Annotated in this window: 19 protein-coding genes and 1 riboswitch; of the genes, 9 read left to right on the top strand and 10 right to left on the bottom strand. The window is 71.4% G+C overall.

Features of this window, described 5'->3' with window-relative positions; translation table 11 throughout:
• Positions 1 to 111 precede the first annotated feature (111 nt).
• Positions 112 to 840 carry a DUF1775 domain-containing protein gene (locus tag E9529_RS22740; RefSeq protein WP_236831405.1) on the bottom strand — a complete coding sequence of 243 codons (729 nt, stop codon included), beginning with the start codon at positions 838 to 840 and terminating at the stop codon, positions 112 to 114.
• Between the two features lie 76 nt (positions 841 to 916).
• Positions 917 to 2,149 carry a M23 family metallopeptidase gene (locus E9529_RS12150; RefSeq protein WP_236831404.1) on the bottom strand — a complete coding sequence of 411 codons (1,233 nt, stop codon included), beginning with the start codon at positions 2,147 to 2,149 and terminating at the stop codon, positions 917 to 919.
• 8 nt (positions 2,150 to 2,157) lie between these two features.
• Positions 2,158 to 2,306, bottom strand: a riboswitch (cyclic di-AMP (ydaO/yuaA leader).
• A gap of 537 nt (positions 2,307 to 2,843) precedes the next feature.
• Between E9529_RS12150 and istA the strand changes: the two genes are divergently transcribed.
• On the top strand, positions 2,844 to 4,097 hold the full coding sequence (gene istA / locus E9529_RS12145) for an IS21 family transposase (protein WP_236826436.1): 1,254 nt from the start codon (positions 2,844 to 2,846) through the stop codon (positions 4,095 to 4,097).
• Positions 4,094 to 4,867 (top strand): IS21-like element helper ATPase IstB, encoded by a 774-nt coding sequence (gene istB / locus E9529_RS12140; protein ID WP_236826435.1) that lies wholly within the window; start codon positions 4,094 to 4,096, stop codon positions 4,865 to 4,867. Before istA ends, istB begins: the two co-directional genes overlap by 4 nt.
• Positions 4,868 to 5,394: 527 nt before the next feature.
• On the opposite strand, the gene fliL is transcribed toward istB, so the two are convergent.
• Positions 5,395 to 5,844, bottom strand: a complete 450-nt coding sequence (fliL, locus tag E9529_RS12135) for a flagellar basal body-associated protein FliL (protein ID WP_236831403.1) — start codon at positions 5,842 to 5,844, stop codon at positions 5,395 to 5,397.
• Positions 5,845 to 6,395: 551 nt separating this feature from the next.
• Positions 6,396 to 6,746: a hypothetical protein gene (locus E9529_RS12130; protein WP_236831402.1), complete on the bottom strand. Its 351-nt coding sequence runs from the start codon at positions 6,744 to 6,746 to the stop codon at positions 6,396 to 6,398.
• A gap of 891 nt (positions 6,747 to 7,637) precedes the next feature.
• Here E9529_RS12130 and E9529_RS22735 point away from each other — a divergent pair.
• Positions 7,638 to 8,861: a M23 family metallopeptidase gene (locus tag E9529_RS22735; RefSeq protein ID WP_236831401.1), complete on the top strand. Its 1,224-nt coding sequence runs from the start codon at positions 7,638 to 7,640 to the stop codon at positions 8,859 to 8,861.
• Positions 8,862 to 9,047: 186 nt separating this feature from the next.
• Entirely contained in the window at positions 9,048 to 9,719 is a 672-nt protein-coding gene (locus tag E9529_RS12120; protein WP_236831400.1) for a hypothetical protein, read from the top strand.
• Positions 9,720 to 9,783: 64 nt separating this feature from the next.
• On the opposite strand, the gene E9529_RS12115 is transcribed toward E9529_RS12120, so the two are convergent.
• The 3 genes from E9529_RS12115 to E9529_RS12105 all read right to left on the bottom strand — a co-directional run bounded on the left by E9529_RS12115 (position 9,784) and on the right by E9529_RS12105 (position 12,844).
• Positions 9,784 to 10,422: a DUF305 domain-containing protein gene (locus E9529_RS12115; RefSeq protein ID WP_236831399.1), complete on the bottom strand. Its 639-nt coding sequence runs from the start codon at positions 10,420 to 10,422 to the stop codon at positions 9,784 to 9,786.
• A 108-nt stretch (positions 10,423 to 10,530) separates the two neighbouring features.
• A complete protein-coding gene (locus E9529_RS12110) occupies positions 10,531 to 11,286 on the bottom strand; it encodes a DUF3105 domain-containing protein (protein WP_236831398.1) in 756 nt (251 codons plus the stop codon).
• 538 nt (positions 11,287 to 11,824) lie between these two features.
• Positions 11,825 to 12,844 (bottom strand): C40 family peptidase, encoded by a 1,020-nt coding sequence (locus tag E9529_RS12105; protein WP_236831397.1) that lies wholly within the window; start codon positions 12,842 to 12,844, stop codon positions 11,825 to 11,827.
• Between the two features lie 653 nt (positions 12,845 to 13,497).
• Between E9529_RS12105 and E9529_RS12100 the strand changes: the two genes are divergently transcribed.
• A complete protein-coding gene (locus tag E9529_RS12100) occupies positions 13,498 to 14,076 on the top strand; it encodes a C40 family peptidase (RefSeq protein WP_236831396.1) in 579 nt (192 codons plus the stop codon).
• A 68-nt stretch (positions 14,077 to 14,144) separates the two neighbouring features.
• On the opposite strand, the gene E9529_RS12095 is transcribed toward E9529_RS12100, so the two are convergent.
• Both E9529_RS12095 and ccsB read right to left on the bottom strand, forming a co-directional pair.
• Entirely contained in the window at positions 14,145 to 15,359 is a 1,215-nt protein-coding gene (locus E9529_RS12095) for an IS30 family transposase (RefSeq protein ID WP_236831395.1), read from the bottom strand.
• Positions 15,360 to 15,839: 480 nt separating this feature from the next.
• On the bottom strand, positions 15,840 to 16,760 hold the full coding sequence (gene ccsB, locus E9529_RS12090) for a c-type cytochrome biogenesis protein CcsB (RefSeq protein WP_236831394.1): 921 nt from the start codon (positions 16,758 to 16,760) through the stop codon (positions 15,840 to 15,842).
• A 556-nt stretch (positions 16,761 to 17,316) separates the two neighbouring features.
• Between ccsB and E9529_RS12085 the strand changes: the two genes are divergently transcribed.
• The 4 genes from E9529_RS12085 to E9529_RS12070 all read left to right on the top strand — a co-directional run bounded on the left by E9529_RS12085 (position 17,317) and on the right by E9529_RS12070 (position 21,902).
• Complete coding sequence (locus E9529_RS12085; RefSeq protein WP_236831407.1) at positions 17,317 to 18,930, top strand: cytochrome c biogenesis protein ResB; 1,614 nt, start codon at positions 17,317 to 17,319, stop codon at positions 18,928 to 18,930.
• A 252-nt stretch (positions 18,931 to 19,182) separates the two neighbouring features.
• Positions 19,183 to 19,656, top strand: a complete 474-nt coding sequence (locus E9529_RS12080; RefSeq protein WP_236831393.1) for a TlpA disulfide reductase family protein — start codon at positions 19,183 to 19,185, stop codon at positions 19,654 to 19,656.
• Positions 19,653 to 21,197, top strand: coding sequence for an apolipoprotein N-acyltransferase (lnt, locus tag E9529_RS12075; RefSeq protein WP_236831392.1), 1,545 nt, complete (start codon positions 19,653 to 19,655; stop codon positions 21,195 to 21,197). The genes E9529_RS12080 and lnt overlap by 4 nt, the downstream gene beginning before the upstream one ends.
• Positions 21,198 to 21,578: 381 nt before the next feature.
• The gene (locus tag E9529_RS12070) at positions 21,579 to 21,902 is read left to right on the top strand and encodes a ZIP family metal transporter (RefSeq protein WP_236831391.1); all 324 of its coding nucleotides are present in this window, start codon (positions 21,579 to 21,581) and stop codon (positions 21,900 to 21,902) included.
• A gap of 84 nt (positions 21,903 to 21,986) precedes the next feature.
• Here E9529_RS12070 and E9529_RS12065 read toward each other — a convergent pair whose 3' ends face one another.
• Positions 21,987 to 22,712: a hypothetical protein gene (locus tag E9529_RS12065; RefSeq protein ID WP_236831390.1), complete on the bottom strand. Its 726-nt coding sequence runs from the start codon at positions 22,710 to 22,712 to the stop codon at positions 21,987 to 21,989.
• Positions 22,713 to 22,724: the final 12 nt, after the last annotated feature.

Raw genomic sequence — 22,724 nt, 5'->3', positions numbered from 1 at the left:
GCCAGGGTAGTGATCGACACAGCGGCTACTCCTCAATCAAGTTGCCGCCATCACCTCACAAGATCCGCGAAGTTCAACGCTGCGCCACGCTACCGATCCCTCAGCGGCTCGTCATCCGCGCTGGCTCGAGGCGCGTCGTCGCCAGAACCACAGCAGTCCGGCGAGCGCCAGAGCCACGACAACCACCCCGGCGACGATCCACCCGGTGGCCGAGAAGTCCTCGGCCGTCGCAGCCGCCGCCTCCTGCGGGGCGGCCGAGGGCGTGTCCGCCCCGGCCGACGGGCTGGCAGCTGTCGCAGTGGCGGCCGGAGAGCTCGGCGCCGTCGTCGTCGGAGCAGGAGGCGCCGGAGCGACGGTGATGGCCGGTGCCGGCTGCTCGGGGTCGGGATTGGCGTCGGTGGGCAGCTCGATCCAGGCGTCCTCACGGCCGTCGGAGTAGCGCAGCAGGGTCTTGAACGGCAGCTCCGTCGTATCCCGCGGCAGCATCGCGATGGTGATGCCGTACTTCAGATCGACCCCCGGTCCGATGTCCGGGCCGCTCACCTCGTAGCCGTCGGGGGTGGCCGTCAGGACCCAGCCGGGCGGGCCGGAGGCCAGCGAGACGGACGCCGGTGGAATTCCCGCGGGCAGCTGCGCCTTCACCCCGACGATCCCGGCGGTGGTCGACTCGGCCTCCGCGAGGAAGGAAACCGTCACCGGCCCGGTGCCGGCCTGTGCACCCTCGGCGGCGGCTTCGACGTGGGCATTAGCCGGGGCCACGCCCGCGAAGAGGAGACCGAGCGTGCACACCGCCACGGTCGCGGCCCGTCGGCTGAAGCGAAAGGAGAAGAAGTCAGTCACAGCTCATTAGTCGTCGCCGACGGCCCTGGAGTTCCCGCACCTGCTCGAAATTCAGCAACCTCACGGCCTGTTCGGGTCAGCAGCCGAGGCTGATTCCGCGCGCGCCCAGCCACGGAGCGGGGTTGACCCGGTTCTGGTACAGCCCGCCGGTGTGCGTCTCGATGTGCAGGTGCGGGCCGGTGGACTGGCCCCGATTGCCCACCTCGGCGATCTGCTGGCCGGCGGTCACGATCTGGCCGGCGGTGACGAAGTACTGGTTGATGTGGCCGTACACGGTGATCGTGCCGTCGGGGTGCTGGATGTAGACGGCCAGACCGAACCCGTTGGCGGGGCCGGCCTGCAGGACCACACCGCCGTCGGGAGCGAAGATGGGCGTGCCGATAGAGGCGGCGATGTCGATGCCGTTGTGGTTCGTGCCCCAGCGGGTGCCATAGCAGGAGGTGACCCGGCCGTCCACGAGCGCACCCGCGCCGGCGCTCGCCTGGGCGAGCCGGCTGCGCTGCTGCTGTTCGAAGGCGGCGCTCGGATCGGTGGCGCCCCGGGCGGCGAGCAGCCGGGTCTCGGCATCCTTGAGCCGCTGCTCCAGGACGGCCTTCTCGGCGGCTGCCGCGTCGTAGGCCTGCTGCGATGCCGCCAGCTGGGTGCCGGCTGCCGCGTCGGCATCAGCCGCGGCGCGCGCGGCCGCGTCGCGCTCGGCGACCGCGGCCCGCGCCGCGCGGTCGAGTTCCTCCTGCCGCTGCCGAACGGCCTCGGACGCCTCCAGGCGCGCGGCACGGTCCTCGCCGAGCAGGTCCATGGTGGCGGCGCGCTGCAGCACCTCCTCCGGACCGGCCGCATCGAGCAACACGCCAGCATCGCCGAGGGGGGCGGATCCCATGAACGCCTCCCGCCCGAGCGCGGCGACGTCGTCCTGGGCCTGCGCGGCGGCCGCCTGCGCGGCCTCCAGCTCGGCGGTGGCCGCCGCCGCGGCCGACTGGGCCGCCGTGAGATCGGCCTGCGCGGCACGGGATGCCTCCGCGGTGGCCTCGGCCTCGATGGTCGCTCGCTGCAACTGCTCGTCGGCGGTCGCCAGGCGCTGGTTGATCCGCTCGATCTCGGCAGTGAGTCCGTCACCGGCGGGCCGGCCCTGGCCGGCGGCGATGGCCGCCGCGAGCGCGGACGGCGACCCCACGCCGACGAGCACCACCGCGACCGCCACGGCGGGGACCAGAAGGCGGCGCAGTCGACGGGCCGGGCCGCGGTGGAGCCGGGCGTGCGCCGAGCCAGAACCAAGCAGGGTGCGGCAGGCGCTGTTGTGCAGTGTCGCCAAGACGGCGGCTCTCCGTTCTTCTGACCGCCTACCGGGTTAGCTGACGGGTTCGGGCTGGAAGGCGCCCTACCTGGCGGGCACGCAGGCGCGCGGCCAGGATTCACCCCGAGGGATCGGTGGGTTCCCGGTCCATCCGGCCGGTCGGCGCGGCTGGTTCGGCGGAGTCCGTCCGAGGTCCTCGGAGTGAGGAGCACGGCCCGGTCGGACCGGACGGAACGGTAATACGAAGCTGCTTAGTTGTCACGGTCGGGTAACGACTCGTCCCACACCTGCGCGCCTAAGCGCTTTCGGCCGCTCGTTGCGCTGGCCGGACCGCCGAGGAGGGCGCTGAAGCGCGGAAGACAGGCAGGCTCCGGCGCCTTCTCCAGACGAGCGCCGGCATCACCTCAGCTGCAGTACATCGAGGTGAGGACCGCGACGGTGTCTACGGCGGGGATGACAACGGCGACGGGAAGCGCTCGCTCTAAGTCGGCCGACGCCACCAAAGGACCGGTCGCCGCCACATCCCGACGGCACGGTGGACGCGACCGGTCACGACACGTCGCCGCAGGAAGTGCAGCCCCGTTGAGACGAGGGGCACGAGCACCAGCGCACGGCCAGCTGTCGACGACGCCTGAAAACTGACCCCCTCGCGACGGTCGAAAGTTGACCCCCTCCCGAGACCCTGGCTCGAGCCGAGCCGGGGAGGGACGAGGTGCTGGCAGTGGAGGACTGGGCGGAGATCCGTCGGCTGCATCGGGCCGAGGGGCTGCCGATCAAGCAGATCGCGCGACTGCTGGGCGTCTCGCGGAACACGGTGCGAACGGCGCTGCGGGCCGACGGGCCGCCGAAGTACGAGCGGGCCGGTCAGCCGTCGATCGTCGATGAGGTCGAGCCGCGGATCCGGGAGCTGCTGCAGGCGTTTCCGACGATGCCGGCCACGGTGATCGCCGAACGGATCGGCTGGAGCAGGTCGATGACCGTGCTGAAGAAGCGGGTGGCCGAGCTGCGGCCGGTCTACCTGCCGCCCGATCCGGCGTCGCGCACCCAGTACGTGGCCGGCGAGATCGCGCAGTTCGATCTGTGGTTCCCGCCGATCACGCTGCCGGTCGGGCACGGTCAGAGCCGCACCGCCAAGCAGCTGCCGGTGCTCACAATGGTCTGCGGCTACTCCCGCTGGGCAGCCGCGGTGCTCATTCCGTCCCGGAACGCGGAGGACTTGTTCGCCGGCTGGTGGCAGCTGCTCGCCGGGCTCGGGGCGGTGCCGCGGGTGCTGGTCTGGGACGGTGAGGGTGCGGTCGGCCGCTGGCGCGCCGGGCGCAGCGAGCTCACCGCGGAGTGCCAGGGCTTCCGCGGCACCCTGGCCACGAGAGTGCTGATCTGCCGGCCGGCCGATCCGGAGGCCAAGGGCCTGGTCGAGCGGCTCCACGACTACCTGGAGCGATCCTTTCTGCCCGGCCGGTCGTTCACCGGGCCGGTCGACTTCAACGCGCAGATGTCCGCCTGGCTGGGGCTGGTGAACACCCGCACCCGGCGGGCGTTGGGGTGCGCGCCGACCGACCGGATCGCCGCCGACCGGGAGCGGATGCTCACCCTGCCGCCGGTCGCTCCGACGACGGGCTGGCGCAGCAGCACGCGGCTGGCCCGGGACCACTACGTGCGGATGGACGGCAACGACTACTCCGTCCATCCGACCGTGATCGGCCGGCGGGTTGAGGTGCTCGCCGACCTGCACCGGGTGCGGGTGCTCTGCGAGGGCCGGGTCGTGGCCGACCACGAACGAGCCTGGGCCCGCCACCAGACCATCTCCGCCGATGAGCACGTCACCGCGGCCAAGGCGTTGCGCGCGGCCCGGGTCGGGCTGCTCCGTCCGGCCCCGCCCGCCGGCGAGGTGGAAATCCGACCGCTGAGCGACTACGACGCCGCCCTCGGCCTCACCGAAGACGCCGCCGCGGGAGGCGTGGCATGAGCCGGGATCTCGGCGCGGAGATGGCGTTCCTGACCCGCGCCCTGAAGGCGCCCACGCTGCGGGAGGCGGTGCCGCGGCTGGCCGAGCGCGCCCGTGAGCAGTCCTGGTCGCACGAGGAGTTCCTCATCGCCTGCCTGCAGCGGGAGGTCTCCGCGCGGGAGTCCCACGGCGGTGAGGGACGGATCCGCGCGGCCCGGTTCCCGGCCCGCAAGAGCCTGGAGGAGTTCGACTTCGACCACGCCCGCGGCCTCAAGCGGGACCTGGTCGCGCACCTGGGCACCCTGGACTTCGTCACCGCCAAGGAGAACGTGCTGCTCCTTGGCCCGCCCGGGACCGGCAAGACCCACCTGGCCACCGGACTGGCGATCCGCGCCTGCCAGGCCGGCCACCGGGTGCTATTCGCCACCGCCACCGAGTGGGTCACCCGGCTCGCCGAGGCTCATCACGCCGGCCGGCTGCACGACGAACTGCGCCGGCTCGGCCGCTACCCGCTGCTGGTCGTCGACGAGGTCGGCTACGTGCCCTTCGAACCGGAGGCGGCCAACCTGTTCTTCCAGCTGGTCTCCAGCCGTTACGAGCGGGCCTCGTTGATCGTCACCTCCAATAAGCCCTTCGGCCGCTGGGGCGAGGTCTTCGGCGACGAGGTCGTCGCCGCCGCGATGATCGACCGCCTGGTCCACCACGCCGAGGTCATCTCGCTCAAGGGCGACAGCTACCGGCTCAAAGACCGAGACCTCGGCCGCTCCGCGGCCGCCACCGAAGACGCATGACCACGAGGGGGTCAATTTTCAGCCGTCGCTAGGGGGTCAACTTTGGGCCGTCGTTGACACCAGCCATCGCAGCGCAACGCGGCGATCAGCGGCCCGGCTCGGTAAAGAGGTAGAGCCCGATCAGGACCGGGTCGAGCACCACGGGGCCGAAGAGGAAGAGCCCCGGTCCACGCGGCACGCGCGGGCACAGCGTGAAGACGAGGGTGGCAAGGGCACCCGACCGATCGCCATGCTGTGGGAGATGAGGACCCCGGCATGGGCGAGAGTGCCCCACGGGGGGTCGTAGCCACGCCTACCAGCCCACAGGGACGGCTCGCTGAGCGGCTCGGCGCCGGAGCCGGTTTCGACCACCGCCGGGCTCCCAACCGTCGGCCGCCGCCCGTATCAGGGGGAGGTCGCCGCGTCGGCCAGTGCCGCGATGGCGTAGATCACGACCGTGTCGGAGGACAGGATGTCGGAGAGGGTGGGGAGCTAATCGGGAGTCGGCGGCGGCCTTACCCGAGAGAGGCGCGGGCGCCGCCACCGGTCTACTGGGTGACGAATTCGGTGTAGTAGATGCCCATGACCGCACCGTCGTAGGCCTCGATGATCCTCTGCTGCAACGCTTCCCTGAGTGCCTCCCGGGCGCCGGCGACGTCGACCGGCTGGGCCTGGGAGAACTGCGAGATGATCAGGTCGGTGGCCTTGGTCCCGTCCGGCTCCTCGCCCTCCGCCACGGCGTCCTCGGTGAACTGGAGCGCGACGCCGATTTTGAGGTAGCCACCACCGGCCAGGTTCACCGCCACCGGCTCAAGGGTGAACACTTCCCCCGGCACGGGGGCTTCAGCCTCTGCGGTTCTTCCGGAGAACAGAAAGAACCAGGCAGCGCCGCCAGCAGCGACCAGCGCCACGACAGCTACGCGCAGCAGTTTGGTCCTTCCTTGCCCAGCGGCAGTCTCGTCTGCGCCTTCCGCGGCCTGCTTCGCGGGCTTGCCCATGTATTGACCCCTGCTTGCTGAGTTCGACGTTCTCGAGACCTCGATTGCGTCCACCGTGGCGCCGACGTTGCGTTGTCGGTCACCTCAGGCGATCGACGGCCCGCACGCGGCCCCTGTCCGAACTGACTTAGTAGGTGGTCGGCCACGGGGGTGGGGAGATCAAGCCGAATGTCGGCTCGACCCCCAGCACTCCCGGCAGTGCCTCCGCTGCGGCTGGAGCGTCCACTCCGGGGGGTAACCTCCATCAGGGCGAACAGAGCCTGGCGCACCAGATGGCAAGGTTCGCGGAAGGATGACCAGCCGGAAGGTACTCCTCGGGCCGGCGGTCACTTCTCGGGCAACTGCGGCCGTGGTCGGGGCGCCGCAGCCGCCTCCTCCACGCGTCCCTGGACGTCGTCGTGGCATTCTGGCCGGTGCCTTCGTGCCCGGCGGCACCCCTGACCGGATGCAGGCGCCAACACCACCCTGGCCCGGGCGATGGCGCAGTCCCGCGACGGTTCGCCGAGGAATCCGACCGGTCGTCGCCTGCTGCTCGGGCTCCGGGGCATCGTTCACCGACGCTTCGACGCCGTCGGCCGTGTCGCTTCGGGAACTGCTCGGTTGCTTCGGCGATGCGTGGCGATCACCAACCCGCAGAGGACCGCCATAGCGGAGGCCGAAAGCAAGGACACCACGTCGAGCAGGTCCAGCCAGCTGCCGCCGTTCTCGACCGACCGCAGCGGGGACACCAAGCGCGTGAAGACGAGGGCCAGCACGGTCACTCGGCTATGGAGGGAGGCGGCTACGTAGACGGACGACGCGTCACGGACCAGCAGTAGCAGACCCAGCAACAGCAGACCGGCCACGCAGAACACGGAGACGACACCCCGGTAGATCGCCTCGTTCCACTGTGCGGGGATCACTGGAACGTACGCAGCGGCAGCGACGATCCCGGCCGCCGCACCTGGCCACCGCAGCCGTGAGCACAACGCCGGGCTGCCGGCTAGCGACCCCAGCCAATTGGGCATCAAGGGAGCTCGGATCATCGTCGTCGATTCCTCGGATCTCGTTCAGGGCGGACGGCACGACTGTGACGCGGCACGGCGATGTCTCGAGCGTGGAGCGATGGCCCAGCCGCGGCGGGCCGGTCCACCAGCAACCGGCTCCAACTAACGAAACTAGTACTGCCTGGAGTGTGAGGGCCGGATCCCCTCGCCGCGGCGGCAGCGGCGCAGCCTGCCCGCACCGTCGGACTCGGACCGCCGATCGGTCCGGTCCAGGGCCCCTGCCCGTCCCGGGGCCACTGCGGCCCACGGTTCTGCCTCACCCAGGGGCGGCGCGAAGATCGCCGGACGCATCGGCCGGACAACTGTCGTCCGGATCGCGCTTCCTGGGCCGCACAGTGCCCGCCGGAGCCGCCGACCCGACGGGCCGGGAGGTGTGCGGTCCGACGGGGCGATTCCTGCGGGCACTCAAGGTTGTCTCGCGATCCGACGACAACGGAAGCGACAGGCGCAGAAGGCCGAAGCATCCATCTGAGCGTGTCAGCCGTTCCGCGTGTTGCCTTTGTTACTGAGGGTCACGCTGGGACGCTGCGTCAGCTTTTCCACGCCACACCCTCTTCCCCAGGGAGCGACATGCTGTCGAGCCGTCCGGGCTCACGCCGGTCCACCACACCGCGAAGCGCACGCCACCTTTGGGGCGCACCGCGCCCCGGATCTGCGCGTCCGACGTCTCGGCGTGCCGGTGGGATACGGACTGCGTTCGTCGGCGCCCTGAGCGGTGCGATCCTGCTCGGTAGCACCGCTCCGGCCGTGGCAGTCCCGCCACCGCCGCCGAACCCGAGCGACACGCAGATCGGCGCCGCGCAGTCCGCGCAGGCCGCCGCCGCCGCCGAAGTCGGCCGGATCGCTGCACTGGTGGCCGCCGCCCAGTCCGAACTGGAGCGCGTCACTGTGCAGGCCGAGGCGGCCACCGCGGCCTACCTCGCCGCCGAGGAGGCCTTCCAACAAGCTCAGGCGACCGCCGAGCAGACCGCCGCTCAGTTGCAGGCAGCGTCGGACGCCATCGATGCGGCCGTGGCCCGCCTCGGGACGTTCGCCCGGGACAGCTACATGACCGGGAGCACCTTGACCACCACCGCGGCGCTGCTGGACTCCGCCGGCCCCGGTGAGCTCATCCGGCGGGCGGCGCTGCTGGACTACGTCGGGGACACCCAGGTCGACGTCCTCGACCAGCTCGAGATCGCCCGGGTGGAGCAGGCCAACGCCGACTCCGCGGCCCGCGCCGCCCGGGACGCCATGGCCGCCGCGGAGGCCGAGGCCGAGGCGGCCAAGGCCGCCTCCGATGCCCAGGTGGCCGCCCAGCAGGCCGCCTACACCCAGGTCACCGCCGAGAAGACCGGCTACGAGCAGCAGCTGCAGGCCGCCCAGATCCGCGTCCTTGAGCTTCAAGGGGCGCGCGACGCCTACCAGCAGTGGCAGGAGCAGAAGGCTGCCGAGGAGGCCGCCGCCGCCGCGGCGGCCTCCCGGGCTGCGCAAGAGGCGGCCGCCGAGGCCGCTGCGGCCCGCGCCGTGGCCGCCGGCACCGGCTCCGCCGGCTCCTCCCGGGACGGTGCTGTCGCTACCGGATCGTCGAACTACGTCAAGCCCACGTCCGGACGGGTCAGCAGCTGCTTCGGCCCGCGGTGGGGGACGATGACCTACGGGTTGGACATCGCCGCCCCCATCGGCACACCCATCTACGCGGCCACCTCCGGCGTGGTCAAGCGCGCCGGCACCGCGACCGGATTCGGGCTGGCCGTCTACATCCTCGGAGACGACGGCGCGGTGACCGTCTACGGACACATCAACCGCTACTTCGTCAACGCCGGGGAACGCGTGGTCGCCGGTCAGCAGATCGCCGAGGTCGGCAACCGCGGCCAGTCGACCGGCCCGCACCTGCACTTCGAGGTGCACCCGAACGGCGCCATGTACAGCGGGGCCGTGGACCCGGTGCCGTGGCTCCGGGCCCGCGGCATCAGCATCAGCGGCTGCTGACCCGGGACTCGATGGATGACCATCGCCTCGCTCCGACGGAGCACCGCTGATGGCGAATGACCGATAGTCGCCCTCGAACCCCCTCATTTCGGGGACGCCTCCTCCCCTGGATGCGACTGGTAGCTGGGAGAGGACTCGGCAAGGCTCCAGGTTGTCACTGCTTGCGGGGCAGCGAGGAGGCCCAAGATGACCACGCTGACCGAGGAGCCCGCCGCTCGGAACTACAGGACCCGCCCTGGCCGCACCCTACGACGCTGGCTGTCTGCTGCGGCCCTCGGCCTCGCCATGGCCGGCGCCCTGCACATCGCCGCGGCGGTCGACCACGTGCCGGCCGGCGAGCTCGCGGTCGGCTTCTTCCTGCTGACCGCCGCTGCCCAGCTCGGCCTCGCGGCGTGGCTGGTGGTGCGCAGCTGGGCCGGGTCGCCGCCGGACCATCGTCTGGTGATCCTCGGCCTGCTGGGAACCGTGGCGCTGCTGGGCCTCTACCTGGTCTCCTACACGACCGACCTGCTCGACGCCTTCGCCGTGACCGACGGGACGGGCGCCGGTGGGCACTCCTCGTCGTCCTCGGGGCACGGCGGAACCGCGCCCGGGTTCTCGGGGGTCGACCCTGCAACCGGGGTCGACCTCTCCACCGGGGTGGTTCGCTCCGACGGTCCCGTCGCCATGGCCGGAGAACCAGTGGATGCCGGGCACGGTCCGGGGGCGCTGGGCACGGCGACGGTCGCGGCCGAGCTGCTCACCCTCGCCGCCCTCACCGCTCTTCTGCCGCGCACCTGGCGCGGCCGTGCCACCAATGCACTGCTCGGCGTGGGTGTGCTGACCTGGGGGCTGTGGTTCACCGGCGTCCTTGCCTGACGCCCTTCCGGCCGTCACCGCGGACGCGGCCCCCACCACCCGGCGCCGCCGTCCACGGCGGAGGTCACGGCGCCGGCAGCGGGGCGCCGCCCCGTGCGGCGAGCATGCCGGTCATCGTCTCGACCTCTGCGGCCTGGGTCTCGGCCATGGTCCGGGCCAGGGTCGCGAGCTCGGGCTGCGCGGCGTTGGCGGCCGCGTACTCGGCCATCTCCTTGGCGCCTTGATGGTGGCGGATCATGAGCCGGAGGAACTCGACGTCGAACGCCGACCCGCTCAGCCCGCGCAGCTCGGCGATCTCGGCTTCGGTCGCCATGCCGGGCATCAGTCCGTCGGCGTCTCCGGGGTTTGTTCCCATCGACGACATGTCGTGGCCGGATGCGCCGTCCATCCAGCCCATGGACTGACCACCGGAGACGCTGAGTCCCCAGAGGCTCAGCCAGCCCTGCATCCGGCCGACCTGGTTGGTCTGGGTGGAGGAGATGTCGAAGGCGAGCTGCCTGATCGCCGGGTCCTGGCTGCGGTCGGCGGCGAGGTTGGCCATCTCCACGCCCTGCAGGTGGTGCGCGGACATGTCGCGGGCGAAGCCGGCGTCCACGGAGTCGGTCGACGGCGGGTCGTCCCGTCCGATGCCTAGCGCGACGGCCAGTCCCCCGCCCATCACCAGGAGCCCCAGCGCGATGATCGTCAGCAGGCCGACGGTCAACCAGCGTGATCCCGCGGGTCGCACCGATGGCGTTGCCGGCGGCTGGCCGTCAACCGTCACGTTCGGCTCCGGAAAGCGTCGGTGCAGTGGCTGGTCACGGCGCCCCGCTCAGCCGGCGCGGCTGGCATCGCCGGCCACGAGGGGACTGCTGATGAATCCGGGGTTCTCGCAGGTCGCACCGACCTCGGGAGTGCTGTCCGGATTGAAGGTGAGGAAGTCGGCGGCCTGCTGGAGCCGCCGGTCGGTGGCCGCCTCCACGGTCAGCTGGTTGTTCCATGACTGCAGGCTGATCGGGGCAGCCAACCCAGGGCGGGGGGACAGCATCCGCCCGGACGTGCCGTCGACGAGCTCGCTCAGCGTGGCGACGTCGTCCTCGCTCACCCGCTCGGGGTCGTAGGTGATCCACACCGCGCCGTGCTCGAGAGAGTGGACGGCGTTCTCGTTGCGGATGTCCACCGAGTACACCGTGCCGGTGCAGTCGGCCCACTCGCCGTCGTGCTCGCCTCCCACCGGTGGCGACTCCGGGTACTCGACCGGGGTCGCCACGTGCCCCTGGCCGTTGGGGTAGTCGTAGGACTGAAGCCCGGTGATCTGCTCCGCCGAGGTGACCTTGTCGGCGTCCGCCCGATTCACCGCGACGACCGCGTAACCGATGACGGCGACGGCGAAGACCACCACCGCGAGCGCGGCGGCGATGAGCCCCCACGGCCGGGACTGCGTGACGACCTGCGTCGGCGGCCGGGTCCGCCGGCCACCCGCGCCGCTCGAACGCGCAGTCGGCCGCGATCCCGCCTTGGCCGCCGTGGCGCGGGTCAACCCGGCTCGGGCCTCCCGATCGTTGTCGGTGGTGCGGTCGGTGGCCACAGGTCTCCTTGGGCGTGGGTGCGGAGCGGGAGTCGGGCCGGCAGCCCTACTAAGACCCATAGTGTAGATCGGTGACATGGGCCGGCCGGGCAGGTCGGTGGGCCTGACAGGCAGAGGTCGCGACGACGCTGGGACCCCGCCGTGAAGGTCGACCGGCCGCGGGTTCGCATCTCCTGCTACCTCGTCAGGCGACTCGGGCGGCCCGCCGTCTTCGACGCCACAAGGTGGCGCCGGTGGACGACTGGGACGAGTCGGTGCCGCTGCTGCCGCCGGGCTGCTTTCGTTCTGCACTGGACGGTTCCCCCACGACCTTGGTCGCGGCGCTGGCCGTCGTCCTTCCCGCGCCTGCCACTGCCTCGGGACTCGCCACGCTGGCTTCTGATCAAGGCCTGCACGACAGCTTTCTGAGCTCACACCGTCACCGTTGGCGAGTGCAGCGAGCCCCGCCGCGTGAAGCCGACAGACCCCACCCAGGACCCACGCCAGTCACCGAAGGGGCAGCACCGGCAACTGCCGCGCTCGCCGCACGTCCTCGATGTCAGCCGAGGCGGCGCCCGAACCGGTACCCGGCCTGATCGACGGTCGTGACGGCGACAGGCTGCCCGAACGTCCGGGCGTGCACCATCTGGCCGTTGCCGATGTAGAGACCGACATGACTGATCGGGTCGTAGAAGAACACCAGGTCACCCGGCTGCAGTTCCGCGCGCGAGACCTGCCGACCAACGGTCGCCTGCGACCGGCTGGCGCGCGGCAGAGACACCCCCGCAGCCGCATATGCATAGGAGGTCAGGCCGGAGCAGTCGAAGCCGTCCGGTCCGGACGCTCCCCAGACGTAGGGATCGCCGACCTGGGCGAGGGCCGTCTCGATGGCGGTCGCACTCGCGCTGCCCGGCACGACGGGTAGCTCGGCGACAGTCGGCGCAGCCAGCGTGGGACCGGCGATCGCGGTCGTGACCGCGGCCTGCTCCTCCGTGGTGAGCCGGGCGAAGTCGGACTCGTACTGCCCGATCCGCGCCTGCACCTCCGCCTGCTGCGCCTTCAGCTGAACCAGCGCCGCCTCGGCGGTCGCGGCGGCGCTGGCCGCCTCTGCCTCGGCCAGCTCGGCCGCGTCCCGGACGAGAGCGACCTCGGCGATGATCGCGTTGGTGTGGTCGGCGATCGCGTCGAGCGTCGCCATCTGCTGGACCAGCTCGGTGGCGGAGTCGCTGCTGAGGAAGGCCGCCACCCGCGACTGGTTCTCGGCGATGTAGCCGCTCTGCGCGATGGCGCGCAGCTGCGGTTCGTAGGCGTCGAGCTTGCGCCGGGCGTCGGCGGCCTCGGTGGCGGCAGCGCGCGCCGCCTCCTGATGCCTCGCGACGATCACCTCGGCCTCGTCGATCTGCGCGTCGACCACCGTGAGCTGCTGAGCCGCCTGCCGCACCTGCTCCATGGCCTCGGCGGCGGTCCCTGGTTCAGCGGAGGCCGACGATGGTGACAGCAGGGCGCCGGCGACCACCAGCGCTCCGACGGCGAGGACCGCCCGCGGAGGGCGTCGGGTGGTCGTGCGCGAGAGCTGCACCGGCGGCCTCCGTGAACTGCGCCGGGCCCGGGCAGGGCCGCGTTCCGTGCGCGTCGTCAACGGACGGTAGGGAGCTGATGTCGAGAAATACGGCACGGCGCGCTCGGCACAGTGCACCGTGGCATCACGCGCGTCACATACGCCCCAGCAGCGCGCACCCGCCCCGCGCGTGCGACCGCGGGCCCGGAACCGGTTGTCGGACAGCGGGCTATGCAGGGGGCGCCCCTCTCACCACGGGCGCTTCTGTGCATAGCAAGGAATGCCTGCCCGCACGGCGGGCGGACCGCCGGGACGCTGCCTATGTCACCTCAAGTCGCCGGGTCGAGACCATGGGCTGGTCGCGCCGGGTGTCGGACCTCATCGAGGTTCCAATCGCTGGTGATCTTGGTCGTGGGACACATCGACGACCCCGCTCGGTCGCGCCGCGACGGACTGATGTGGCTAGTCGGTCGGCAGGGAGCCCGGCGGCTCAGGAGGAAGGTCCGCGTCACCCCCTGCGGCGAGCCCCCCGGCAACCCTCATCGGCGGTTACTAACTTCCCTAGTCGTGACTTCGATGCGACCCCGCCTGATGGGCCGAGCTTCTGTCGGCGACAGCTGCACCTCCCGCGACGCTAACGCCGGCACCGGCCGGCTGCGGCGAACCTCCCGCTGATGGACGGCCTTGCCCAGGTGCAGTCGCGCATCGCCGAGATTCAGGCGCAGCTTGCACCGCTGGTGACCCGACCTCGCGCCACCTCGACCGACTGGGCGTCCGCTGCGGCCGCCGCCGGCTTGATCCGGGATACTGCACCGCCGTCCCCGAACGCCGTGAGCTCGTCTGCCGGCGCGAGTGGTTCGACGCCGCCGGTCGGCGGAACGGACGCCGGGTCCGCCGTCACCGCCAAGGCGCTCGAATATCTCGGAGTGCCCTATCTCTGGGGCGGCACCGACCCGACAAGAGGTCTCGACTGCTCCGGATTCACCCAGTCGGTCTACAGAAGCCAAGGCATAGAACTCCCCCGGGTCTCCTCGCAGCAGGCGACGGCCGGACGAGCGGTCCCCTCGATGGCAGAGGCGCGCCCCGGGGATCTCTTGTTCTTCGACTATTCGCCGGCGCGGCCCGGCATCGACCACGTAGGGATCTACATGGGCGACGGCAAGATGATCGCCGCACCTCAACCGGGTGAGGTCGTCAAGATCCAGCCGGTGGGAAACCCGACCGTGATCCGACGCGTGCTTCCCGACGCCTAGCGAGGACAGCGGGGCCTGCTTCGCCGGAACCGGGGCAGGGTTGTCAACGACGGTCGAAAGTTGACCCTCTAGCGACGGGCGGATTCGCGCGGCCGTCGCAACGCTGACGAGTTCACCCGGCCAGTTTGGCCTCCATCAGGTGGGTGGGGCTGCGCCAGGCCAGTCGCTTTCGGGGCCGCCGGTTGAGGCGGTGCTCGACCGCCTGCAGGTCGTCGATCGAGTAGGCGCAGGTCGGTTCCCTTGGGGAAGTACTGCCGCAGCAGTCCGTTCGTGTTCTCGTTGGTGCCGCGCAGCCAGGGGCTGGCCGGGGGTGCGAAGAAGATCCCGTCGGCGAAGTACTCCTTCAGTAGGTGGTGGCAGGCCATCTCCGAGCCCTGGTCCCAGGTGAGGGTCTGGCGGGCCATCGGCGGCAGGCCGGCGAGCACGGGCAACATCGCGACCTGCAGCCGCTCGGCGCTGTGTCCGTCGGGCAGGTGCACCAGCCGCAGGTAACCGGTCCGGCGGTCGACCAGGGTGCCGATCGCCGAGCGACTGGCCCGCCCGACGATGAGGTCGCCTTCGCAGTCGCCGATCCGGGCGCGCTCCTCCACCACGGCCGGGCGGGCGTGCATCAGCCGCGCCGGTGCGATGAATCGTGGCGTCCGCGCCATCGGCGTGCGCCGACGCTTGCGCAGCGGCCGCCCCGTCCGCAGCTTCGTGGTCAACGCCCTGCTCAGACCGCCTTTTCCGCCGTGGTAGAGAGCCTGGTAGATCGTCTCGTGGCACAGATGCCATGCAGGCCGGTCCGTGTAGGTCTCGCGCAGGTGCGCCGCGATCTGCGCCGGACTCCACTCCTGCTCCAGAAGGTCCTGCACGACCTGGCGCAGCTCCGGTTCGCGGGCCAGCACCGGCCGGCGCGGTCGCCGGAGCCGTTCGCGGGCGCGGGCGTGCGCTAGGTCGCCGTCGTAGATGCCGCGGTCGTGCGGACGCTGGTGCCGGCGCAGTTCCCGGCTGACCGTCGAGGGCGACCGCCCCAGGCGGCGGGCGATCTCGCGGACGCCGAGCCCGCGCTCGCGCAGGGTGGCGATGCGCTGGCGTTCGAGAAGAGACAGGTAGCGGCCGGAGCGGGCCGTCTCGGCCAACCTGCCCGGCGGTAGTCCGCCGTTCTCGGCTCGCCACCGGTAGCCGGTCTTGCGGCCGATGCCCAGCAGCTTGCAGGCGGCGACGGTGCCGACGCCTGACTGCAGCAGCTTCCAGTACTCGGACTCGAGATCGAGTTTTCGTTTGCGGCCCCGCCGTCCCACTCGCACACCCCTCGCCTACCAGGAGTGTTGCGACAAGCCGTGGAACCCGCCCGTCGCGAGGGGGTCAGTTTTCAGGCGTCGTCGACAAGGGTGTCGAGCCGTCCCACGGGCGCACACCGTGCACCGCCGAATCGACGCGCTTCTCTTCGGGAAGGCCCGGTGCCTTCAGTCGGCCCCAGCGTGCGGCTATGCGGCGCTTGGCGGCCGCAACTGGCGCACCAGGAAGTCGTCGGTGTTGACGCCCGTGGGGTCGATCAGGGGGTTCCCGCCGAGGCCGTCAGCAGGGCCGCCTGCAAGGCGCCGTGGGCGACAGCGCCCTCCTCCGCGCTCGTCGCGAACAACGAGCCGGTCGTGCGGACGGGAACCCGGCGTGTCGAGCGCCGTACGGGCGCTCCGAGCCCGTCGCCGGACGGATCCGGCCCGCCACTCGTGACGACCGCGATCGGATCGGACCGCGAGCCCGACCGGATCGGCGGTGTGTCAGTCCACCCCGCCGTAGGAGTGCAGCCCCGTCGAGACGAGGTTCACGAAGAGGAGGTTGAAGACGAGGCTGGCGAAGGCCAACAGGTTGATCCAGGCCGCCGGCTTGCCGCGCCACCCGGCAGTGGTGCGCGCATGCAGGTAGACGGCGTAGAGCACCCAGGAGATGAAGGCCCAGGTCTCCTTGGGGTCCCAGCCCCAGAACCGGCCCCAGGCGCTCTCGGCCCAGATGGCCCCGGCGATGACGGCGAAGGTCCAGATCGGAAAGCCGAAGACGGCCGTGCGGTGCGCGACGCGGTCCAGTGCCGCCGCGGCGGGCAGCCGGACGGCGAGACCTGCCGAAGGCCGGGCGTCCGTCGGGATCCGCTGTTCGTGGTGAACCCTGACGAGGTAGAGGGCGCTGGCCACACCGCTGACCATGAAGATCCCGAAGGAGATGATGGCCGCGGAGACGTGCACCGCGAGCCAGTCCGACCGGAGCGCTGCGATCAGTGGACCGGCGGCGGCGTACAGGTAGAGCCCGATCAGCACGAGGCCGAAAACGGCAAGGCCCAGGACGAAAGCGCCGATGCGGCGCACCCCGGGCACTCGGGTCGCTACCACGATGTACGCGACGACGCCGATGAGTACCGACGCCGTTCCGAACTCGTACATGTTGCCCCAGGGCACCCGGCCCGTGGCGGCGCTGCGGGCAACGAGCACCCCGGCGTGCAGCACTGCACCCAGCATCGTCAGGGCCAGGCCCGCGAGACCCCATCGGCGGGTCGATGCGACGCGCTCCCGCACCGGCGACAGGTCCTCGGCGTTCCGGGGCTCGGCGCCGGGGGGCGGGGCGCCGACGCGGGCGACGGTCGAGGGGCGCCGTTCGGCACGCGGAGTGCCGTGGCGCCCGAAGGCGAGATCGGCGCTGAACACCAGCACCGCGACCGAGTAGACGGCGATGGTGGCGCTGAACAGCGAGTCCGACAACGAGGACCACGCAGCGGGAGTCATACAGGGCCCTTTCTTGCTGGAGGCGGTGGCTGTCGGCTTCTGACCGGGAGAGGTTGAACGGTGAGCGCAACCGTGGCGCGGCGTCCCCTCACCGCGTTGGCGAACCGGAGCCGACCTCGCCCAGGTTGATGACGCTCCCACGACCGGCTCCTAGCCCGGATCGTAGATGCTGGCACGTTCGACCTGGGATCCGGCTCGCGCCAACCTGCGACATGACACGCCTGGCCCTCACCGTGCGCGGACGACGGCTGCAGTCATGGCCGGAGCGCGAGGACCACACCACTCGCCTACTAAGGCACCTCGTAGCCTGTCGGGACGGCGAACGCACCCGCCGCCGATCGACCACGCCGCTTGCTCCTGGTCACCACCGACCCGGGGGCCGGCGCAAGGACTGTTCCCGTGGAGGGGCCGCAGTGAGCAGGCACTCGAGGATCCGGCCGTGTCCGACGGCGCCTGTTCGCAGCCAGGCCGCAGCGAGGATGCCATGACCAACCTGCAGCCCCGCCCGGCACGGCCGCCATCCACTCCCTCCCGAGGTCCGCTGCTGCACCGGCTCGGACGGTGGCTGCTGCGCCGCTGGCGGTGGTTGACCAGCATGCGGACGGCGGTCGTGCTGCTGTTCCTGCTGGCCCTGGCGGCGGTCCCCGGCTCGCTGTTCCCGCAGCGGTCGCTGACCCCCAGCGCGGTGGCCGGGTTCTTCCGGGAGAACCCCGACCTGGCGCCTGTCCTGGACAGGCTGGGGATGTTCGACGTCTTCTCCAGCCCCTGGTTCTCGGCGATCTACCTCCTGCTGTTCGTCTCGCTGATCGGGTGCCTGGTGCCGCGCTGCATCGAGCACGCGCGGGCCCTGCGGGCCGACCCGCCGCCCGTGCCGCGCCATCTGCACCGGCTCCCGGTTCACGCCACCGAGGAGGTCGCGCTGCCCGCGGAGGTGGCGGCCGAGCGAGTGGAGGCCGACCTGCGATCGGCGCGGTTTCTGGTGTCCCGGCGCAGCACGAAAGCGGGCGTGGAGATCTCGGCCGAGCGCGGTCGGGTGAAGGAGACCGGCAACCTGGTCTTCCACCTGTCGCTGCTGGCTCTGCTGGTCGCGCTGGCCGGCGGAAAGCTGTGGGGCTACGAGGGCAGCATCCTGGTGACCGAGGGCGACGGCTTTTGCAATTCCTTCCAGCAGTACGACCGGTACGTCGCCGGGCCGTTGGTCGATCCGGACACCTTGACGCCGCTCTGCTTCGACCTGGAGGACTTCCGCGCCACGTACGAGCTCAACGGCACGCCGGCCTCGTTCACCGCCGACATCGGAGTGCAGGCGGATCCGGGGGCGGCCACCAGGCAGACGACGATCGGGGTCAACGACCCTTTCCGCTCCGAGGGCGATCGCCTGTACGTGACCGGGCACGGCTTCACTCCGCTGTTCACGGTGACGCTGCCGAACGGTCAGGTCTTCGAGGAGATCTCAGCGCCGTTCCTGCCCCGGGACAGCGCGACGTTCGCCAGCGAGGGGGTGGTGAAACTGCCCGACCTCGGGGACGGCTCCGGTGACGGCTTCGCCCTGGAGGGCTTCTTCGCCCCGACCGGCCTGGTCCAGGGCGGGGTGCTCACCTCGGTGGACGCGCGGCCGCTCAACCCGCAGGTGGCCATCATCGGTTACCGCGGTTACCTGGGGCTGGACAGCGGCACCCCGCAGTCGGTGTTCACCCTCGACCGGCGGCAGATCGACGTGGGAGCGTTGGATCGGATCGGCGAGGCCAATCTGAGCGTCGGGGAGAGTGCGACGTTCGAGGATGGCACGGTGGTCCGGTTCGACGGCTTCCGGGAGTTCGCGGCGCTGCAGGTCTCGTACGATCCGGGGCAGGTCTGGGTTCTGGTCAGCGCGATCACCATGCTGCTCGGGCTCCTGGCGGCCCTGCTGGTGCGCCGGGAACGAGTCTTCGCCCGAGTCACCGGCACGCCGGCGCCTGGCTCCGGCGACGAGCGATCGACGACGGTGTCGCTGGCGGGACTCGCCCGCGGCGGAAGCGGCGACGTGCACGAACGACTCCGGGCGCTCTCCACCAGTTTGCTCGGTGAGGGCCGGCCGACGCAACGCCGCGACAGCTGACTCGCGAGGTGGCCCCGGTCGCCCGCGGATCCTTCCGGGCCCCGCTTCGTAAGCTGAGTCGTGCCACCTCGCCCGCCGGTCCGCACCGGCTCCGCCCCGGCCGGCCGGAGGAGCCCGGCGCTCCCCCGCCGGTCCAGGGTCCGCCGATGGGCGGCCGCGGTCGTCGTCGCGTTCGCGGTGAGCGGCTGCGGGGCCGGCTCGCCGACCTCTGACGGGAACGCGGACGCGGCTCCGGTCACTGTCCCCGCCGACGTGGCCGGCTGCGAGGCCTTCGCGGCCGACGGCGCCACGGTCGGCGGCGCGGCGGGTGTACCGGCACTGCGACTGCCCTGCCTGGTGGGGAGCCAGGAGGTGGCACTGGAGGACCTCGGCGACCGACCGGTCCTGGTCAACCTGTGGGCGAGCTGGTGCGCTCCCTGCCGCGAAGAGATGCCGCTGCTGCAGGACGCCTACCAGCGCTACGGCGACCGGATCGGGTTCCTGGGGGTCAACACCCAGGACACGCGGTCGGCCGCGGTCTCGCTGCTGAGCGACCTGGGGGTCACCTACGCGCACGTGGTGGACCAGGACAAGGCGCTGATGACCGAGCTGGCCGCGCCCGGGCTGCCAGTCACCCTGGCGGTTGACGCCGACGGGCGGGTCGTGGACCGGCAGGTCGGGCCGGTGTCTGCTGCCCGGCTCGAGGAGCTCGTGTCCCGGCTGGCGGCCGAGGCCACCGCGCCGTGACTCGGACGGAGCGACTGGCCCCGGCAGCCAGCGGGCGCGAGCGGGCCCCGGCGACGGCCCTCGGCGTGCGCGACCGGTGGCTGCACGGCTGGCAGCGCCTGGTCGCCGGGCTGGCGGCCGGCGTACTGCTGGCGGGCAGCATGCCACCGCGGTCGGCGTGGTACCTGGCGCCGGCCGGTGCGGCCCTCCTCACCGGGGCGCTGCTGGGTCTGCGGTGGCGGCATCGGCTGGTCCTGGGCGCCGTGGCCGGGCTGGGTTTCTTCGCGCCGACGCTGTCCTGGCTCACCGGCTTCCACCCGGCCGGCTTCGCCGCCGTCCTGGTGCTCGAGGTGGCCTTGTTTGCCGCGGCGATGCTGCTGGTCGATCCGGGGCGGGAACGCTGGTGGACGGTTCCGGCGGCGCTCGTGGCGCTGGAGGCCGTGCGCGCCCGGTTCCCGTTCGGAGGATTTCCTCTCCCGGGGCTGGCGCTGGGGCAGCTCGACGGCCCCTTTGCCGCGGCCGCGCCCCTCGGGGGCTCCCTGCTCGTCGTCGGGCTGACCACCGGTGCGGGAGCGGCAGTGACCGGGCTCGTTGTGGCCCACCGGCGGATCCGCACGCTGGTGCTCGTCGCGGCACTGGCCGCAGTCAGCGCGGCCGGCGTCGCCCTCGCCCAGCCGAGCGGCGGACCGGCCGGCCAGCTGCTGACTGCCGTGGCGCAGGGCGGCGGCCCGCGCGGGATCCCCGCGGTCGAGGCCGACGAGCAGGAGGTGACCGAGCGACTGTTCGACGTCAGCGAGGACCTGCCGGCCGACCTGGACCTTGTCCTCTGGCCGGAAAGCAGCATCGGGGTGACCGGACCGGTGGCCGAGACCCGCGAAGCCGACCGGATGGCAGCACTGGCCCGGCGTACCGGCGCGACCGTCGTCGCCGGAGTCACCGAGTCCGGTGAGACGAGCTTCCGGAATGCCGCGGTTGCCTGGGCACCCGACGGCCGCCTGGTGGATCGCTACGAGAAGGCGCATCGCGTCCCGTTCGGAGAGTACATCCCGGCCCGCGGCCTGTTCGAGCAACTGTCGAACATGACCGCGCTGGTCCCCCGGGACGCCGTCCCCGGCCGCGGACCCGGGCTGCTCGAGACGCCCGCGGGACCTTTGGGCGTGGTCATCTCCTACGAGGTCTTCTTCTCCGACCGGGCCCGCGCCGCGGTCAGGGCGGGCGGCCAGGTCCTGCTGGTACCGACCAACGCCGCCTCCTACACCACCGAGGAGGTGCCGGCCACCGAGGTGGCGGCCGCCCGGATGCGGGCCCGGGAGCTGGATCGCGCAGTCCTGCAGGCCGCGCCGACCGGCTACACCGCGATTGTCCTGCCAGACGGCAGCATCGCCGAGCAGGGCGCACTCGGCACACCAGAGCTCCTCACAGCCACGGTTCCTCTCCGCACCGGCCTCACCCCCTACGCCCGAACCGGCGACCTCCCGGTTCTGCTCACTGTCACATCGGCTCTCATCGCCGGGCTCGCCTTTCGCCTACTGCACCGGAGAAACCGGGCAGCCGTCGCCTGACAGCAATGATGTGGAGCGGAATCTCACCCTCGGAGTGCGGAGACGAGAGCGCAGAGGCCGTTCCAGCGATCATGGGAGACGGCGGTGAACGAGTTCTGCAGGTCCTAGCGGTAGCGGCCATGCTGCGGTCATCGGGGATTTCGGTGGCGGGCTGCTCGGGAAGTGATCTTCGGCGTCGTCTCCGTGGACCTGGTCCCTGAGGTCCTCGACGTAGATCCCCAAGTGGATCACGATTGCAGCGTTCGTCGTCGGTGGAATTCACCCCCCGGGACTCGATCGGGGGTATCGGGGTGATGCAGAAGCGGTTCTCTCGCGGCGGCATCTCCGGGACCGGGACCGTCCTCAAATTCAGCGCTCGGGCTCCTGCTGGCCCTCGGGCAGGTGCCGGCGGACATCCCGGAGGGCTTCGCCGCGGTGGCCACGCTGCGCAGCGCCGGAAACAGCCGCAAGCGCCGAGTCCTGTTGGCCGCCGGGTTTGCCGTAACCATTCTGCGGGGAGCCGCGCTCGGCTTTCTCGCTCTCCGTGACGCTCCGGAGCTCGTGACGCTGTCCGTGCTGGCCGTCACCGGTGGGGCCCTGACCGCGGTGGTCGTGGAAGAAATGATCAGTGAGGCGCACGACAGCGACACGTCGCAGTTGGGGCCGATTTTCCTCACCGCCGGTTTCGCCCTGTTCGGCCTCATCTCGGTCTACTTCGGCGAGTGACGGGCCGTGGCGACCCTTAGCTGCCCATCCTCAGCCGCGTCAGCGTCGACCCGGGATCCCAGGACTCCTCCGCCCGCGGATCGTTCACAGGGCCAGCTGGAGCGCCGAGTAGACGACCAGTCCGGAGGTGAACGCGCCGACGCTGCTGTCCCGTTCGTCGGGCAGTTCTTCGCTGAACACGTTGAGGATGATGAACCCGGCCAGGACGGCACTCAGCACCGCCAACGTCAATTCGGGAAGCTCCACGGCTCTACCTAGCGCCGCACCGGCCGCCACTCCTGCCGCGAGCACCCACCGTCCGAGCCGGTCGTATTTCTCCTTGTGGTCCTCGTGCATGCCACGGTCGCTGATGGTGAACTCCATGCCGATGGCGAGGAAGAACAGCAGCAGGGCCACCGGCGTCCGGTCCTCGCGCACCAAGAGGTAACCCACGATGGCGTTCTTGGTGGCCACCACGCCCAGCTTCAGCCAGAAGGCGCCTTCCCCGCTGGTGTCTTGTCCGGTTGCCTCTCGGTGGCGGCTGCGCGAGCCCTTCACCACCCGCTGGGTGACGTAGAAGGCGGTGAGGGCCACCAGGGCGAGCAGGTAGATGTGGCGGTCCAGAAACCCCAGCAGGTCGGTGAGCGACCGAGACAGCGTCTGCTGGTACTCGGCGAGCTCCGGGATGATCTCGAGGAAGACGAGGGTGACCGCCACCCCGCCCCCGAAGGACAGCCAGCGGCTGCGCGGAACCCGATCCAGGACCGAGAGGACCGGGGAGAACACGTGCACCAGCGCGAGGCCGGCCACCGCGAGGAACGGAAGGATCATCACGACCGACCG

This window comes from Blastococcus sp. KM273128, assembly GCF_021698975.1.
GTDB lineage: Bacteria > Actinomycetota > Actinomycetes > Mycobacteriales > Geodermatophilaceae > Blastococcus.
Note: the sequence above shows the minus strand (reverse complement) of the source record. Positions and strands in the feature narration are given on the sequence as shown.